Source organism: Hydrogenophaga sp. GW456-12-10-14-TSB4 (assembly GCF_059424305.1).
The window spans coordinates 20,746-34,147 of record NZ_JBWKZH010000064.1 but is presented as its reverse complement, the minus strand read 5'-3'; the positions used below and the strand labels follow the sequence as shown (position 1 = coordinate 34,147).

At 68.3% G+C, this 13,402-nt stretch carries 15 protein-coding genes; 8 read left to right on the top strand and 7 right to left on the bottom strand.

The window, feature by feature from the left end:
* The first annotated feature begins 315 nt into the window (after window positions 1-315).
* The 6 genes from AC07ZS_RS24070 (at window position 316) to queF (ending at window position 5,445) form a co-directional block, all read left to right on the top strand.
* Window positions 316-738 (top strand): rubrerythrin family protein, encoded by a 423-nt coding sequence (locus AC07ZS_RS24070; RefSeq protein WP_086125420.1) that lies wholly within the window; start codon window positions 316-318, stop codon window positions 736-738.
* Between the two features lie 111 nt (window positions 739-849).
* Window positions 850-2,208, top strand: coding sequence for a (Fe-S)-binding protein (locus AC07ZS_RS24065; protein WP_494801052.1), 1,359 nt, complete (start codon window positions 850-852; stop codon window positions 2,206-2,208).
* A gap of 15 nt (window positions 2,209-2,223) precedes the next feature.
* A complete protein-coding gene (locus AC07ZS_RS24060) occupies window positions 2,224-2,814 on the top strand; it encodes a DUF3501 family protein (RefSeq protein WP_494801051.1) in 591 nt (196 codons plus the stop codon).
* 93 nt (window positions 2,815-2,907) lie between these two features.
* Entirely contained in the window at window positions 2,908-3,684 is a 777-nt protein-coding gene (gene yaaA, locus AC07ZS_RS24055; protein ID WP_494801054.1) for a peroxide stress protein YaaA, read from the top strand.
* Window positions 3,685-3,701: 17 nt separating this feature from the next.
* Window positions 3,702-4,586, top strand: a complete 885-nt coding sequence (locus AC07ZS_RS24050; RefSeq protein ID WP_494801050.1) for a 2OG-Fe(II) oxygenase — start codon at window positions 3,702-3,704, stop codon at window positions 4,584-4,586.
* Window positions 4,587-4,593: 7 nt separating this feature from the next.
* On the top strand, window positions 4,594-5,445 hold the full coding sequence (queF, locus tag AC07ZS_RS24045) for an NADPH-dependent 7-cyano-7-deazaguanine reductase QueF (RefSeq protein ID WP_494801049.1): 852 nt from the start codon (window positions 4,594-4,596) through the stop codon (window positions 5,443-5,445).
* A 6-nt stretch (window positions 5,446-5,451) separates the two neighbouring features.
* On the opposite strand, the gene AC07ZS_RS24040 is transcribed toward queF, so the two are convergent.
* Window positions 5,452-6,513: a histone deacetylase family protein gene (locus AC07ZS_RS24040; protein WP_494801048.1), complete on the bottom strand. Its 1,062-nt coding sequence runs from the start codon at window positions 6,511-6,513 to the stop codon at window positions 5,452-5,454.
* 47 nt (window positions 6,514-6,560) lie between these two features.
* On the bottom strand, window positions 6,561-7,640 hold the full coding sequence (gene ocd / locus AC07ZS_RS24035) for an ornithine cyclodeaminase (RefSeq protein ID WP_494801047.1): 1,080 nt from the start codon (window positions 7,638-7,640) through the stop codon (window positions 6,561-6,563).
* A gap of 120 nt (window positions 7,641-7,760) precedes the next feature.
* On the opposite strand from ocd, the gene AC07ZS_RS24030 reads away from it, so the two are divergent.
* Window positions 7,761-8,186, top strand: coding sequence for an Lrp/AsnC family transcriptional regulator (locus AC07ZS_RS24030; RefSeq protein WP_494801046.1), 426 nt, complete (start codon window positions 7,761-7,763; stop codon window positions 8,184-8,186).
* A 9-nt stretch (window positions 8,187-8,195) separates the two neighbouring features.
* On the opposite strand, the gene AC07ZS_RS24025 is transcribed toward AC07ZS_RS24030, so the two are convergent.
* The 4 genes from AC07ZS_RS24025 to AC07ZS_RS24010 form a co-directional block, all read right to left on the bottom strand.
* Complete coding sequence (locus AC07ZS_RS24025; RefSeq protein ID WP_494801045.1) at window positions 8,196-9,038, bottom strand: enoyl-CoA hydratase-related protein; 843 nt, start codon at window positions 9,036-9,038, stop codon at window positions 8,196-8,198.
* An 89-nt stretch (window positions 9,039-9,127) separates the two neighbouring features.
* Complete coding sequence (locus AC07ZS_RS24020) at window positions 9,128-9,406, bottom strand: hypothetical protein (protein ID WP_494801044.1); 279 nt, start codon at window positions 9,404-9,406, stop codon at window positions 9,128-9,130.
* 86 nt (window positions 9,407-9,492) lie between these two features.
* Entirely contained in the window at window positions 9,493-10,734 is a 1,242-nt protein-coding gene (locus tag AC07ZS_RS24015) for a Y-family DNA polymerase (protein ID WP_494801043.1), read from the bottom strand.
* A 25-nt stretch (window positions 10,735-10,759) separates the two neighbouring features.
* Window positions 10,760-11,911, bottom strand: a complete 1,152-nt coding sequence (locus tag AC07ZS_RS24010) for an alpha-hydroxy acid oxidase (protein WP_494801042.1) — start codon at window positions 11,909-11,911, stop codon at window positions 10,760-10,762.
* Window positions 11,912-12,073: 162 nt separating this feature from the next.
* On the opposite strand from AC07ZS_RS24010, the gene AC07ZS_RS24005 reads away from it, so the two are divergent.
* On the top strand, window positions 12,074-12,385 hold the full coding sequence (locus AC07ZS_RS24005) for a DUF4124 domain-containing protein (RefSeq protein WP_494801041.1): 312 nt from the start codon (window positions 12,074-12,076) through the stop codon (window positions 12,383-12,385).
* A 9-nt stretch (window positions 12,386-12,394) separates the two neighbouring features.
* On the opposite strand, the gene AC07ZS_RS24000 is transcribed toward AC07ZS_RS24005, so the two are convergent.
* Window positions 12,395-13,381, bottom strand: coding sequence for a Bug family tripartite tricarboxylate transporter substrate binding protein (locus tag AC07ZS_RS24000; protein ID WP_494801040.1), 987 nt, complete (start codon window positions 13,379-13,381; stop codon window positions 12,395-12,397).
* Window positions 13,382-13,402 lie beyond the last annotated feature (21 nt).

Sequence of the window (13,402 nt, the reverse complement as noted above, 5' to 3'; positions counted from 1 at the left end):
GGGTCGGCATGTCGGTCTCCTGGGTGGGCGAAAGCTGGGCCTGTGATTCACCATTATGCAACGCATTTCTCTTATCGTAATTCAATAGGCCTGCGGCGCACTCCAGTTTGATGCTTTGGACCGGGGGTGTCGATCCCGTTGAAAGCGGGTATCGGCGCCATCCCCTGAATAGACCCGGGCAATTCATCGCATAGCCCGGAACTATTGGACGCCCGCCGGCGGGCCGGCGTATGTTGCGGAGGTCCTGTCAGGTTCGGTGCCTGCTGTCCGGGCCTCAGGGGCGTTTCTTCCACCCACGCAATCAAGGAGATACCCATGCCCGCATTGAAAGGCTCGAAGACCGAGCAGTGCCTGAAGGACGCCTTCGCCGGCGAATCCCAGGCCAATCGCCGCTACCTGTACTTCGCGAACAAGGCCGACGTGGAAGGCCAGAACGATGTGGCGGCCCTGTTCCGCTCGACCGCCGAAGGCGAGACCGGCCACGCGCACGGCCACCTGGAATTCCTGGAGCAATCGGGCGACCCCGCCACCGGCCTGCCGATCGGCTCCACCCGCAACAACCTCGCCTCCGCCGTGGCCGGCGAAACCCATGAGTACACCGACATGTACCCGGGCATGGCCAAGACCGCGCGCGAGGAAGGCTTCGACGAAGTGGCCGATTGGTTCGAGACCCTGGCCAAGGCCGAGCGCTCGCACGCCAACCGTTACCAGAAAGCCCTGAACGAGCTCGTGGACTGAGCGAATCCCTTGTTCCCTCGCTGTGCCAGCGGCACAGCGTTTTTGAAAGGGCTTGGCCGAGCCCTTTCAAAAACCCACGAAACGACTCGCACCAGACGAGGAGACATCCCCATGGCCACAGAAGGCAATCTGCAGGCACCGACGCGGCACGCGCTCGACTGGAAGAACCCCGACTTCTACGACGAGGACCAGTGCCTGCACGAGATGGAGCGCATCTTCGACATCTGCCACGGCTGCCGGCGCTGCGTGAGCCTGTGCGGCTCCTTCCCCACGCTGTTCGATCTGGTCGACGAGAGCAGCACCATGGAAGTGGATGGCGTGGCCAAGGCGGACTACTGGAAGGTGGTCGACCAGTGCTACATGTGCGACCTCTGCTACATGACCAAGTGCCCCTACACGCCGCCGCATGAGTGGAATCTGGACTTCCCCCACACCATGCTGCGCGCCAAGGCGATCCAGTTCAAGAAGGGCGAGGTGGGTCTGGCCGAGCGCTTCCTCGCTTCCACCGACGTGCACGGCCAGTTCGCCGGCATTCCGATCGTGGTGCAGGCGGCCAACGCGGTGAACCGCACCAGGACCGCGCGCGGCCTGATGGAGCGCGTGGCCGGCGTTGACAAGGATGCCTGGCTGCCCGAACTCGCGACGAAGAAGTTCCGCTCCGGCGCGCCCGAAGCCGGCGCATCCCAGGTGGTCGACGGCGAGAAGACACCGGGCAAGGTTGCGATCTTCGCCACCTGCTACATCAACTACAACGAGCCCGGCATCGGCCTGGACCTGCTGAAGATCCTCGACCACAACGGCATTCCCTACACCCTGGTCGAGAAGGAGAAATGCTGCGGCATGCCCAAGCTGGAACTGGGCGACCTGGACGCGGTGCAGCGAAGCAAGGAGGCCAACATCCCGGTGCTTGCGAAGTACGCGAAGGACGGCTACGCGATCCTCGCGGCCGTGCCCAGCTGCGCGCTGATGTTCAAGCAGGAAATCCCGCTCATGTTCCCCGACGATGCCGACACCCAGCTCGTGAAAGAAAGCGTGTGGGACCCGTTCGAGTACCTGATGGCGCGCAAGCGCGACGGCCTGCTCAAGACCGAGTTTCCGCAGCCGCTGGGCAACATCAGCTACCAGATCCCCTGCCACGGCCGGGTGCAGAACATCGGGCGCAAGACCGAGGAGATGCTGAAGATGGTGCCCGGGACCACCGTGAACACCATCGAGCGCTGCTCCGGCCACGCCGGCACCTTCGGCGTGAAGAAGGCGCACCACCAGCAGGCCATGAAGATCGGCAAGCCGGTGTTCAGGGCCATGGCCACCATGAAGGACGGCGCGAAGCCGGACGTCATCAGCTCGGACTGCCCGCTCGGCGGCCACCACATCGCGCAGGGCTTCGAGGTCAATGGCCTGGGCGCGCCGGAACTGCAGCACCCGCTGAGCCTGGTGGCGCGGGCCTATGGCCTGAAGCCCGAAACGTAAGAAGGAGAACCCGCCATGCAACTCACCGGCCGCATCACCGCCGACAGCCTCATGAGCCTGGAGGCGTACACCAAATGGCGCAAGGTGCACAAGCCAGAAATCATGGCGCACCGCCGGCTGCGCAGCGTGCAGCTGGGCGAGCACCTGAACCTGCAGTTCGAGAGCGAGACCACCATGCGCTACCAGATCCAGGAGATGCTGCGCATCGAGAAGATCTTCGAGGAGGAGGGCATCCAGCAGGAGATCGACGCCTACGCGCCGCTGGTGCCCGATGGCACGAACTGGAAGGCCACGATGATGATCGAGTACATCGACATCCACGAACGCAAGCGCGAACTCGCGCGGCTGATCGGGGTGGAGGACCGCATGTTCGTCGAGGTCGAGGGCCATGCCCGGGTGTACGCCATCGCCGACGAAGACCTGGACCGCGAGAACGAGGAAAAGACCTCTGCCGTGCACTTCGTGCGCTTCGAGCTCACGGCGCCGATGCGCGCGGCGGTGCTGGCCGGCGCGGCCGTCAAGCTGGGGTGCGACCACACCCATTACCCGGCCCACCTGCAAGTGCCCCCGGAAACGCTGGCGTCTCTCGCTGGTGACCTGAAGTAACAAGCCCCGTTGGCGATAATCAAGGCTTCCTCCGGGAGCCTTGTCGCTTCCGTGTCCGCTTCGCTCTGCGGCTGTGCCCGCCTCACGCCCAACATGCTCTTCCTGATCTCGCCCGCCAAGGCGCTCGACTACGAGACGCCCCCGCACGTGACCACCCACACCCAGCCCCTGTTCGTGAAAGACTCGACCGAACTCATCGAGGTGCTGCGGGACAAGACCCCGCTGCAGATCAGCGAGCTCATGGACCTGTCGGATGCGCTCTCGGGCCTGAACGTCGCGCGCTACCAGGCCTGGCGCCCGAAGTTCACGGCGAAGAACGCCAAGCAGGCCGTGCTCGCCTTCGACGGCGACGTGTACGGCGGTCTGGACGCGAAAACCCTGGGCGAGGCCGAGCTCGACTGGCTGCAGCAGCACCTGTGCATCCTCAGCGGCCTGTACGGTGTGCTGCGCCCGCTCGACTGGATGCAGCCCTACCGGCTGGAGATGGGCACGCGGCTGAAGACGCCCCGGGGCAAGAACCTCTACGAGTTCTGGGGCCGCCAGATCGCCGAGTACCTCAACCAGCGTGCCAAGGCCGACCTGAGCCCGGTGGTGATCAACCTCGCCAGCGAGGAGTACTTCAAGGCGGTGGACCGCAAGGCCCTGCTGCCGCGCGTGGTCACCTGCGCGTTCGAGGAACGCAAGAACGACGGCTACAAGGTCATCAGCTTCATGGCCAAACGTGCGCGCGGCCTCATGGTGCGGTACGCTGTGACGCACCGGGCCACCACGCCCGAACAGCTCAAGGGCTTCGACCTTGAGGGTTACCGTTTCGTGCCCGCCGCGTCCTCACCCGACCGGCTGGTGTTCCGCCGCGAACAGAAGGCCTGACCGCCTCGACACACACCATGAGCCAGACCATCACCCCCGAACTGCGCCGCTGGATCATCGATCAGGCGTCCGCCGGCTTCACCCCCGAGGTGGTGCTGGCCTCCATGGTGTCCTCCGGCTGGCAGGAGTCGGTGGCCGTGGCGGCGCTCGAGAGCACGCTGCGCGAGCACCTTCGCGCGCAGGCCGCCAAACCCCCGGTGGTGGTGCCCGTGACCCAGCCCGACGCGGCCTCGACCGGCGCGGGCGTGCCGGTGCCCGACTTCAACCTGAGCCAGTCCCCGCGCCAGATCGACGCGGGCGACCGCATGGTGGACGTGATCGCCACGCTGAACCACCCGCGCGTGGTGGTGCTGGGCAACCTGCTCAGCGCCGAGGAATGCGAGGCGCTGATTGCATCCGCCCGCCCGCACCTGGCGCGCTCGCTCACGGTGGAGACCAAGACCGGCGGCGAGGAGCTCAACCCCGATCGCACCAGCAGCGGCATGTTCTTCACCCGGGGCCAGACGCCCGAGGTGGCGGCCGTCGAGGCGCGCATCGCCCGCCTGCTCAACTGGCCGCTGGAGAACGGCGAGGGCTTCCAGGTGCTGAACTACAAGCCCGGGGCCGAGTACAAGCCGCACTACGACTACTTCGACCCCGCCGAGCCCGGCACGCCCACCATCCTGCGGCGCGGTGGCCAGCGCGTGGCCACGCTGGTGATGTACCTCAACGAGCCCGCGCGCGGCGGCGGCACCACCTTCCCCGACGTGGGCTTCGAGGTGGCCCCGGTGCGTGGCAACGCCGTCTTTTTCAGCTACGACCGGGCCCATCCTTCCACCCGCACACTGCACGGTGGCGCGCCGGTGATCGAGGGCGAGAAATGGGTCGCCACCAAGTGGCTGCGCGAACGCGAATTTGTCTGATCCTTCCATGTCCCAGAACACCCCCGAACAGTCCCAGCTCGGCCGCACCTCGGCCTACGTCGACCAGTACGACGCTTCCCTGCTGTTTCCGCTGCCGCGCGAAGCCAAGCGGCGCGAGATCGGCATCACCGGCAGCGTGCCCTTTCTGGGCGCCGACCTCTGGACCGCCTTCGAGCTCAGCTGGCTCAACCCGCGCGGCAAGCCCATGGTGGCGCTGGCCCACATCACCGTGCCTTGCGAGAGCACGCACATCGTCGAGAGCAAGTCGTTCAAGCTCTACCTCAACAGCTTCAACAACACGCCGTTCGCCAGCGCCGACGCGGTGCGCGACCGCATCCGCGCCGACGTGAGCGCCGCCATGTGGCACGGCGGCCCGGTGCAGGCCGGTGCCGGCGTGAAGCTGCTGCTGCCCGAGCACTTCGACCGCGAGCCGGTGCACGAACTCAGCGGCCTGTCCATCGACCGGCTCGACGTGGAGTGCACGCAGTACCAGCCCGCGCCCGAGCTGCTCACGGCCGCGCTCGACGAGAAGCCGGTCACCGAGACCCTGGTGAGCCACCTGCTCAAGAGCAACTGCCTGGTGACGGGCCAGCCCGACTGGGGCAGCGTGCAGATCAGCTACAGCGGCCCGCAGATCGACCAGGCCGGCCTGCTGCAGTACATCGTGAGCTTTCGCAACCACAACGAATTCCACGAGCAGTGTGTCGAGCGCATCTACATGGACGTCTGGCAGCGCTGCAAGCCGGCCAAGCTCACGGTGTATGCGCGCTACACGCGCCGGGGCGGGCTGGACATCAACCCCTGGCGCAGCAGCCACCCGCAATCGCCGCCGGCCAACGTGCGCACCGCGCGGCAGTGAAGCGGCTCAGGCCGCCCGCTGGAAGCCTTCGAGCAGGTTGACCGCGTTGGTGCCGACCTCGTCCACCGCGTAGCCGCCCTCGAAGGTGAACACCGTGGGCAGGCCCGCGCCCGCCAGCGCCGCACCGACGGCGGCGTAGTCGCCGGTCTTGAGCGTGAAGCCGGAGATCGGGTCGCCCTCGAAGGTGTCCAGGCCCAGGGGCACCACCAGCGCATCGGCGCCGACATCAGCCACCGCGCGCAGGGCCGTGTCCAGCGCGGCGCGCCAGGCCTGCACGCCCGTGCCGCGCGGCAGCGGCAGGTTGAGGTTGAAGCCGGTGCCCGCGCCCGCGCCGCGCTCGTCCGCGTGGCCGAGGAAGAACGGGTACTCGGTGGCCGGGTCGCCGTGGATCGAGACCGTGAGCACGTCGGCGCGTTCGTAGAAGATCGTCTGTGTGCCGTTGCCGTGGTGGTAGTCCACGTCCAGCACCGCCACCTTGGCGCGGCCGGCATCGCGCAGCGCCTGCGCGGCAATCGCGGCGTTGTTCAGGAAGCAGTAGCCGCCCAGGAAGTCCGGTCCCGCATGGTGGCCGGGCGGGCGCGTGAGCGCGAAGGCGCTGCGCTCGCCGCCGGCCACGGCCTGTGCCGCGGCCAGCGCGCAGGCCGCACCGCCGCGCGCGGCGGCCCAGGTGCCGGCGGTCAGGGGCGAGCCCGAGTCGAACGAGAACAGGCCCAGGCGCGCCGCGAAGTTGTGCGGCAGCACGTCGTTGCGAAAGCCGTGGCGGTTGGCCAGCGGCCACACCGAGGGCAGGGCGTCGCGCTGCGCGTTGGCCGGGTCCATGGCCACCCAGTCGTCCCAGGCGGTGGCGAGGAAGGCTAGGTAGCGCGCGTCGTGCACGCGGGCGATGGCCGCGTCCAGCGCGGCGGCATCCACCGCCGGCGGGGTCAGGGGTCCCAGCGGGCGGCGCTGCAGTTCGGCGAGCACGAAGTCCAGCCGCGCGGGCACCTCGTGGCAGGGCACCATGCGGCCACGGAACATTTCCTGCTGGCCGGCGTGGCCGGCGTGGTGGGGGTTGTGAAAGGTTTTCATGCACACGCGAACGATGGGGGTCGCCCATCGTAGCGGCAGCCGCCGCCTCAGGCCGCCAGGGCCAGTTCCACCTGTCGAGGTTCGGACCGGCGCAGCAGGCCGAACAGGTCTTTCGGGTCGGCCAGCGCGGGGATCAGCGGCAGCGCCTGGCCCAGGCCGAGCTCGCCGGCGGCCTCGCGCAGGAAGCGCAGGGCCGAGTAGTCCTCCAGCGCGAAACCGACCGAGTCGAACAGCGTGACCTGCGCCGCGCCGGTGCGGCCGGGGGCGTTGCCGGCCAGCACGTGCCACAGCTCGGTCACGGCGAAGTCGGCGGGCAGGTGCTGCAGGTCGCCTTCGATGCGGGTCTGTGGCTCGTACTCGACGAACACGGCGGCCTGGCGCAGCACGTCGGGGTGCAGCTCGGTCTTGCCCGGGCAGTCACCGCCCACGCCGTTGATGTGCATGCCGGGCTCGACCATCTCGGGCGTGAGGATGGTGGCGTTGGTCTTGTCCGCGGTGACGGTGGTCACGATGTCGGCACCGCGCACCGCCTGGGCGATGCTGTCGCAGGCGATCAGTTTCAGGCCGGTCTGGCCCGCGAGGTTGTCCATCAGCTTGCGCGTGGCGGCGGGGTCGGTGTCGAACAGGCGGATCTCGTCGATGCCCATGAGGTGGTGGAAGGCCAGGGCCTGGAACTCGCTCTGCGCGCCGTTGCCGATCAGCGCCATGCGGCGGCTGTTCGGGCGGGCCAGCGCGCGCGCGGCCACCACCGACATGGCGGCGGTGCGCAGCGCGGTGGTGAGCGTGAGTTCGCTCAGCAGCACGGGCACGCCGGTGTCCACGTCGGCCAGCACGCCGAAAGCCATCACCGTGGGCAGGCCGTTGCGGGTGTTCTTGGGGTGGCCGTTGACGTACTTGAAGGCGTAGGTGGTGTCGTCGGCGATCGGCATCAGCTCGATCACGCCGTCGGCCGAGTGGCTGGCCACGCGCGCCGATTTGTCGAACGAGGGCCAGCGCAGGTAGTCGGCGTGCAGGGCGCCAGCGAGGCGGTCCAGCGCGGCAGGCAGGCCCAGCCGGTGGACCAGGGTGGCCACATCCTGGGCGCTGAGGAACAGGGTGGGCAAAGAGGAAGAGGTGGCGGCTTTCATGGGGAATCCTTGGAGTGGCCCTCAGTGTCCTCAAGCGCTCGCTCAATGTAAATCGTCAACTGTGCTTGAATTTCGGCAGAAAATTGCCAAAAAGTCAGCCATGAATCGCATAATGCTCCAATGGACGCCCTGGACCAGCAACTGATCGGCCTTTTGCGCAAGGACGCGCGCACCAACGTCGCCGCCCTGGCCAAGAAGCTGGATGTGTCGCGCGGCACGGTCACCAACCGCATCGCGCGGCTGGAAGACAGCGGGGTCATCGTCGGCTACACCGTGCGCCTGCGGCCCGATGCCAAGCCCGACGAGATCAGCGCCTGGATGAGCGTGGCGGTCGAAGGCAACCAGACGCGCGCGGTGATCGCCAGCCTGCTGGGCGAGCCCGGCGTGGCCGAGCTGCACGACACCAATGGCCGCTGGGACCTGCTCGCCGAGCTGCGCGCGGGCAGCCTGGCGGAACTCTCTCAGGTGCTCGAACGCATCCGCCTCATCCGCGGCATCAGCAGCACCGAGACCAGCCTGCACCTGGCCACGTACCGGCTCTCGTAGAGGCCTTGCTCAGCCCTGGGCCTTGAACGACTGCAGGCCGGCCAGCGGCGTGAACTGGCCGGCGCGCTTGTCCTTCATCGCGCCGATGGCCTCGCGCACGTGGGTGTTGCTCCACACCGTGCCCTGGATCCAGCCCATCTGGCGCAGGCTGTCTTCCACCGAGTGGTCGCGCGCGTAGGTCACAACCTGCTTGGTGCCCCAGATCGCCACCGGCGGCTTGGCCGCGATTTCCTTGGCGCATTGGAGCGCGGCGGCCACGGTGGCTTCATGGGTGTCGAACACCTCGTTGACCAGGCCGTAGGTGAGCGCCTTGCTCGCAGGCAGCCGGCGGCCGGTGTAGGCCAGTTCCTTCACCACGCCGAAAGGGATCAGCTTGGGCAGGCGCTGCAGCGTGCCCACGTCGGCCACCATGCCGATGTTGATTTCCTGGATGCAGAAGAAGGCGTCGGCGCTGGCGTAGCGGATGCAGGCCGCCGTGACCATGTCCACCGCGCCGCCCACGCAGCCGCCCTGGATGGCGCAGATCACCGGGATGCGCAGGCTCTCGATCTTGCTGAAGGTGGACTGGATGTCCATCAGCAGGTCGTAGATGGCGGCGCGGCCTTCGGGGCTCTGGTCGTCCATCTGGATCGCGCCGCCGAAGGTCTCCAGGGCCATGCCGGCGCTGAAGTGCTTGCCCGTGCTGCTGATGACCAGGGCCCGGGCCGTGCCTTCGGTGTGGATCTGCGTGAGCAGTTCGTCGAGCTCGCGCCAGAAGGTCGGGTGCATGGTGTTGAGCTCGGTGGGCCGGTTCAGCACCAGGTGGACGATGTGGTCGGTCGTGGTGAGGGCGAAGCAGGTCGGTGCGGTCATGGCGTGGCTTGTCTCGGGGGTGATGGGCAACGGGTCACTGTAGCCCGTGCGCGCCGCGCCCGCTGTCCCGGTCCGGACGGTTGCGCCGCTCAGTTGTACGGCCCCAGCCAGTCGCAGCGCAGGCGGTGCGCCCGGTGCACCTTGCGGCGCCAGCGCACGTACAGCCCGGGCGCCCAGATGCCCATCACGCAGAAGGGCAGCAGCCACAGGGCGTCCGAGAAAAACGCCGGCACGCAGCCCACCCAGCCCATCACCCAGGCCGTGAGCATGCCGTCCCACAGCTGGTACTCCAGCGGGTGGTCCCGGCGGTGCGCCACGTGCCAGCGCTTGATGCGCTCCAGCTCGTCGAGATTGAGACAGAGATTCATGGCTGCCCCCTCGGGAATGCGGCTGAGATCCAGTCGTCTCCACTGTAAGTTTGGTGTCAGCTTGCGTCAATGGCCGCCGCGCGGCTTCAGAACAATTGGGCCGGTTCCGGGGGGCGTTCGGGCTCCGGCGGCACCTCGCCGAGCCGGGCCAGGGAGCCCACGCGCACACCCAGCAGGCGGATGCGGCGCGTGAGGTCCACCCGCTTGAGGCACAGGCCGGCCTGGCGGCGGATGCTGGCCGCGTCGCTGGTGAAGTGGCCGATGGTGCTGTCGCGCGTGACGATCTGGAAGTTGTCGTAGCGCAGCTTCACGCCGATGGTCTTGCCCACGTAGCCCTTGCGCTGCAGGTCGTCGGCCACCTGCTCGCACAACTGGGTGAAGATGGCCCCGAGTTCGGCGCGGTCGCGCACCGCGTGCAGGTCGCGGTCGAAGGTGGTTTCGCGGCTCATGCTCACCGGCTCGCTCTCGGTCTGCACCGTGCGCTCGTCGCGGCCCCAGGACACCTCGTGCAGCCAGGCACCGTAGCTCTTGCCGAAGTGCTCGACCAGCCAGGGCCGGTCGCGCTGCGCGAGGTCGCCGATGGTGTGGATGCCGTGGCCTTGCAGCTTGGCGTCGGCCTTGGGGCCCACGCCGTTGATCTTGCGGCAGGGCAGGGGCCAGATCAGCGTCTGCAGGTCGTCGGTGTGCACGATGCTGATGCCGTTGGGCTTCTGGAATTCGCTCGCCATCTTGGCGATCAGCTTGTTGGGCGCCACGCCGAGGGAGCAGGTCAGCCCGGTGGCCTGGAAGATGCTCTTCTGGATCAGGCGCGCCAGCACGCGCCCGCCCTCGCGCTGGCCGCCGGGCACGTCGGTGAAGTCGATGTAGACCTCGTCCACGCCCCGGTCTTCCATCACCGGCGCGATCTCGCGGATGGTGTGCTTGAACAGGCGCGAGATGCGGCGCACCTCGTCGAAATCCACCGGCAGCAGGATTGCCTGCGGGCAGAGCTTGGCCGCCTTCATCAGGCCCATGGCCGAGCCGACGCCGAACTGGCGCGCGGCGTAGGTGGCGGTGGTGGCCACACCCCGGCCCACGTAGTTTTCAAGCAGGGGAAAGAACTCGATCGGGATGTGGGCGAGGTCGTCGCCGGTCCATTCGCGCTCGGGGTAGGTCTCGCGCAGCCGCGCGAACATGTCGTCCTCGCGCCGCCGCCCGCCGCCGATCACCACCGGCAGGCCCTTGAGCTGCGGGTAGCGCAACAGCTCGACGGACGCGAAGAAGGCGTCCATGTCGAGGTGCGCGATGCGCCGGAGGCGGGCCGTGGGAGAGGTCACGGCGGTGAGCATAGCGGCAGTGGTGCCGCCCTCACGGTCAGGTCGGGTACGTGCCCGGCAGCAGGATGCCTTTGTCGACCTTCTCGATCTGCGTGTGGCCGCAGAAAGCCATGGTGAGGTCGAGTTCCTTGTGCAGGATCTCCAGGCACTTGCTCACGCCGGCCTCGCCCATCGCGCCCAGGCCGTACAGCATGGGCCGCCCGATGTAGACCCCTTTGGCGCCGAGCGCGCGGGCCTTGAGCACGTCCTGCCCGCTGCGGATGCCGCCGTCCATGTGCACCTCGATCTGGCCGCCCACCGCGTCCACGATGGCCGGCAGCGCCTCGATGCTGCTCTGCGCGCCGTCCAGCTGGCGGCCGCCGTGGTTGCTCACGATCAGCGCGTCCGCGCCCGAGGCCACGCACAGCTTGGCGTCTTCCACGTCCTGGATGCCCTTGAGGATCAGCTTGCCGCCCCAGCGCTTCTTGATCCATTCCACGTCGCCCCAGTTGAGCGAGGGGTCGAACTGCTTGGCGGTCCACTCGCTCAGGCTGCCCATGTTCTCGATGCCGCTGACGTGCCCGAAGATGTTGCCGAACTGCTTGCGCTTGGTGCCCAGCATGCCCAGCGCCCAGCGCGGCTTGGTGGCGATGTCGATCAGGTTGGTGAGCGTCATCTTGGGCGGCGCGGTCAGGCCGTTCTTCAGGTCCTTGTGGCGCTGGCCGATGATCTGCAGGTCCAGGGTCAGCACCAGCGCGCTGCACTTCGCGGCCTTGGCGCGGTCGATCAGGCGTTCGATGAAACCCCGGTCGCGCATCACGTAGAGCTGGAACCAGAAGCCTTCGCCCGCGTGCTGCGCCACGTCCTCGATCGAGCAGATGCTCATGGTGGAGAGCGTGAACGGGATGCCGAACTTGCGCGCGGCGCGCGCGGCCAGGATCTCGCCGTCGGCGTGCTGCATGCCGGTGAGGCCGGTGGGCGCGATCGCCACCGGCATGGCCACTTCCTGGCCGACCATGGTGCTGCGCGTGCTGCGGTTCTCCATGTTCACCGCCACGCGCTGGCGCAGCTTGATCTTCTGGAAGTCGGCGTTGTTGGCGCGGTAGGTGCCTTCGGTCCACGAGCCGCTGTCGGCGTAGTCGTAGAACATGCGGGGCACGCGCCGCTGGGCCAGGACGCGCAGGTCCTCCACGTTGGTGATGACGGTCATCTCGGAAGTCTCCGGTGTTTTGGGTGACGTGGCATGTTAGCCGCGCACCCTGCAAAAGGCGTGTGAAAGCGGGGCGGACCCCTGTGAAATTTTTGCTGCGATGCAGCGGCGCCGGGGGGACGGACGGCGGAACCGCGCGCGGGTCGCCGGAGTCCCATCGGCATGAAGCTGAACACCCTGGCCCTGGTTTTGGCCCTCGCACTGCCCGGCGCGGCCCTGGCCGCCGACGTGTTCCGCTGGGTCGACGAACGCGGCCAGTGGGTCTATGGCACCCAGGTGCCGCCGCAGCACCGGGCCCGGGCCGTGCCGGCCGACGCGCCGCTGCCGCCGGGCACCAGCGCCTGCGAGGCGCGCTGGCACCGGTACCTGGCCAGCGCCGCGTGCTTCGACCAGTACCGCGTGGTCGGCGGCGGCCTCAAGGCCGAGGCCTATCGGCGCTGCACCGAGGTGCCTCAGCCCGATCCCTGCACCTGAATCCTGGGCTCATTGCGCGGTGATCTTCTGCTCGCGGATGACCTTGCCCCATTCGGCCGACTCGCGCACGATGTCGGCGGCCAGCGGGCCGGCCGGCATGTAGGCCGGCACGGCGCCTTGCTGGGCGGCGATCTGCGCGATGTCCGGCGCTTCCATCACGGTGCGCAGCGAGTCGCTCAGCCGCTCCACGATGGGCGCGGGGGTGCCTGCCGGTGCCAACACGTACAGGCGCGGCACGGCGGAGAAGCCGGGCAGGGCGTCGGAGAGCGGCGCGATGTCTTCGGCGCCGGCCAGCTTCACCGGGTTCATCACCGCCACCGCGCGCAGCTTGCCCGCCTTGGCCTGGGCGATCGCCGAGGTCGCGCTCACCACGCCGAAGGGCACCTGGCCGCTCATCACATCGGGCACGATCTGCGACGCGCCCCGGTAAGGGATGTGGACGACGAAGCTGCGCGCCTGGCCCTTGAGCATCTCGAAGCCCAGGTGGTGCACCGTGCCCACGCCCGAGGTCGCGTAGGCGTAGCGGCCGGGGTTGTCCTTGAGCAGCTTCACGAACTCGGCCGGCGTCTTGGCGGGCACCTCGTTGTTGGCCACGATCACCAGCGGCAGGGTGAACACGCCGGCCACCGGCGTGAAGGCCTTGATGGGATCGAAGCTCATGCGCGGCTGCAGGTGCTGCGCGATCAGCAGCGAGCTGTCGCCCAGCATCAGGGTGTAGCCGTCGGGCGCGGCGCGCGCCACCGCGTCACCCGCGATCAGGCCGGCTGCGCCGGTGCGGTTGTCCACCACCACCTGCTGGCCCAGCAGGGTGGATAGGCGCGGCGCGATCAGGCGGGCCATGGCGTCGACGCCACCGCCTGCCGAGTAGCCGACCAGCAGGCGCACCGGTTTGCTGGGCCAGGCCTGCGCCCAGGCGCCGCCGCCCAGGGTGGCGGCCAGCGCCAGGATCAGCGCGGACCGCCGGCCCGTCGTGAAGCGTGTGGGGGTTGTCTGCATGTCTTTGTCTCCGTTTTTATC

Coding starts and splice junctions, on each gene's coding strand:
- AC07ZS_RS24015 (WP_494801043.1), bottom strand. CDS start 10,734: ATGCTCACCGCCGTGACCTCTCCCACGGCCCGCCTCCGGCGCATCGCG.
- AC07ZS_RS24070 (WP_086125420.1), top strand. CDS start 316: ATGCCCGCATTGAAAGGCTCGAAGACCGAGCAGTGCCTGAAGGACGCC.
- AC07ZS_RS24010 (WP_494801042.1), bottom strand. CDS start 11,911: ATGACCGTCATCACCAACGTGGAGGACCTGCGCGTCCTGGCCCAGCGG.
- AC07ZS_RS24065 (WP_494801052.1), top strand. CDS start 850: ATGGCCACAGAAGGCAATCTGCAGGCACCGACGCGGCACGCGCTCGAC.
- AC07ZS_RS24060 (WP_494801051.1), top strand. CDS start 2,224: ATGCAACTCACCGGCCGCATCACCGCCGACAGCCTCATGAGCCTGGAG.
- AC07ZS_RS24030 (WP_494801046.1), top strand. CDS start 7,761: ATGGACGCCCTGGACCAGCAACTGATCGGCCTTTTGCGCAAGGACGCG.
- AC07ZS_RS24025 (WP_494801045.1), bottom strand. CDS start 9,038: ATGACCGCACCGACCTGCTTCGCCCTCACCACGACCGACCACATCGTC.
- yaaA (WP_494801054.1), top strand. CDS start 2,908: ATGCTCTTCCTGATCTCGCCCGCCAAGGCGCTCGACTACGAGACGCCC.
- AC07ZS_RS24020 (WP_494801044.1), bottom strand. CDS start 9,406: ATGAATCTCTGTCTCAATCTCGACGAGCTGGAGCGCATCAAGCGCTGG.
- ocd (WP_494801047.1), bottom strand. CDS start 7,640: ATGAAAGCCGCCACCTCTTCCTCTTTGCCCACCCTGTTCCTCAGCGCC.
- AC07ZS_RS24050 (WP_494801050.1), top strand. CDS start 3,702: ATGAGCCAGACCATCACCCCCGAACTGCGCCGCTGGATCATCGATCAG.
- AC07ZS_RS24005 (WP_494801041.1), top strand. CDS start 12,074: ATGAAGCTGAACACCCTGGCCCTGGTTTTGGCCCTCGCACTGCCCGGC.
- queF (WP_494801049.1), top strand. CDS start 4,594: ATGTCCCAGAACACCCCCGAACAGTCCCAGCTCGGCCGCACCTCGGCC.
- AC07ZS_RS24000 (WP_494801040.1), bottom strand. CDS start 13,381: ATGCAGACAACCCCCACACGCTTCACGACGGGCCGGCGGTCCGCGCTG.
- AC07ZS_RS24040 (WP_494801048.1), bottom strand. CDS start 6,513: ATGAAAACCTTTCACAACCCCCACCACGCCGGCCACGCCGGCCAGCAG.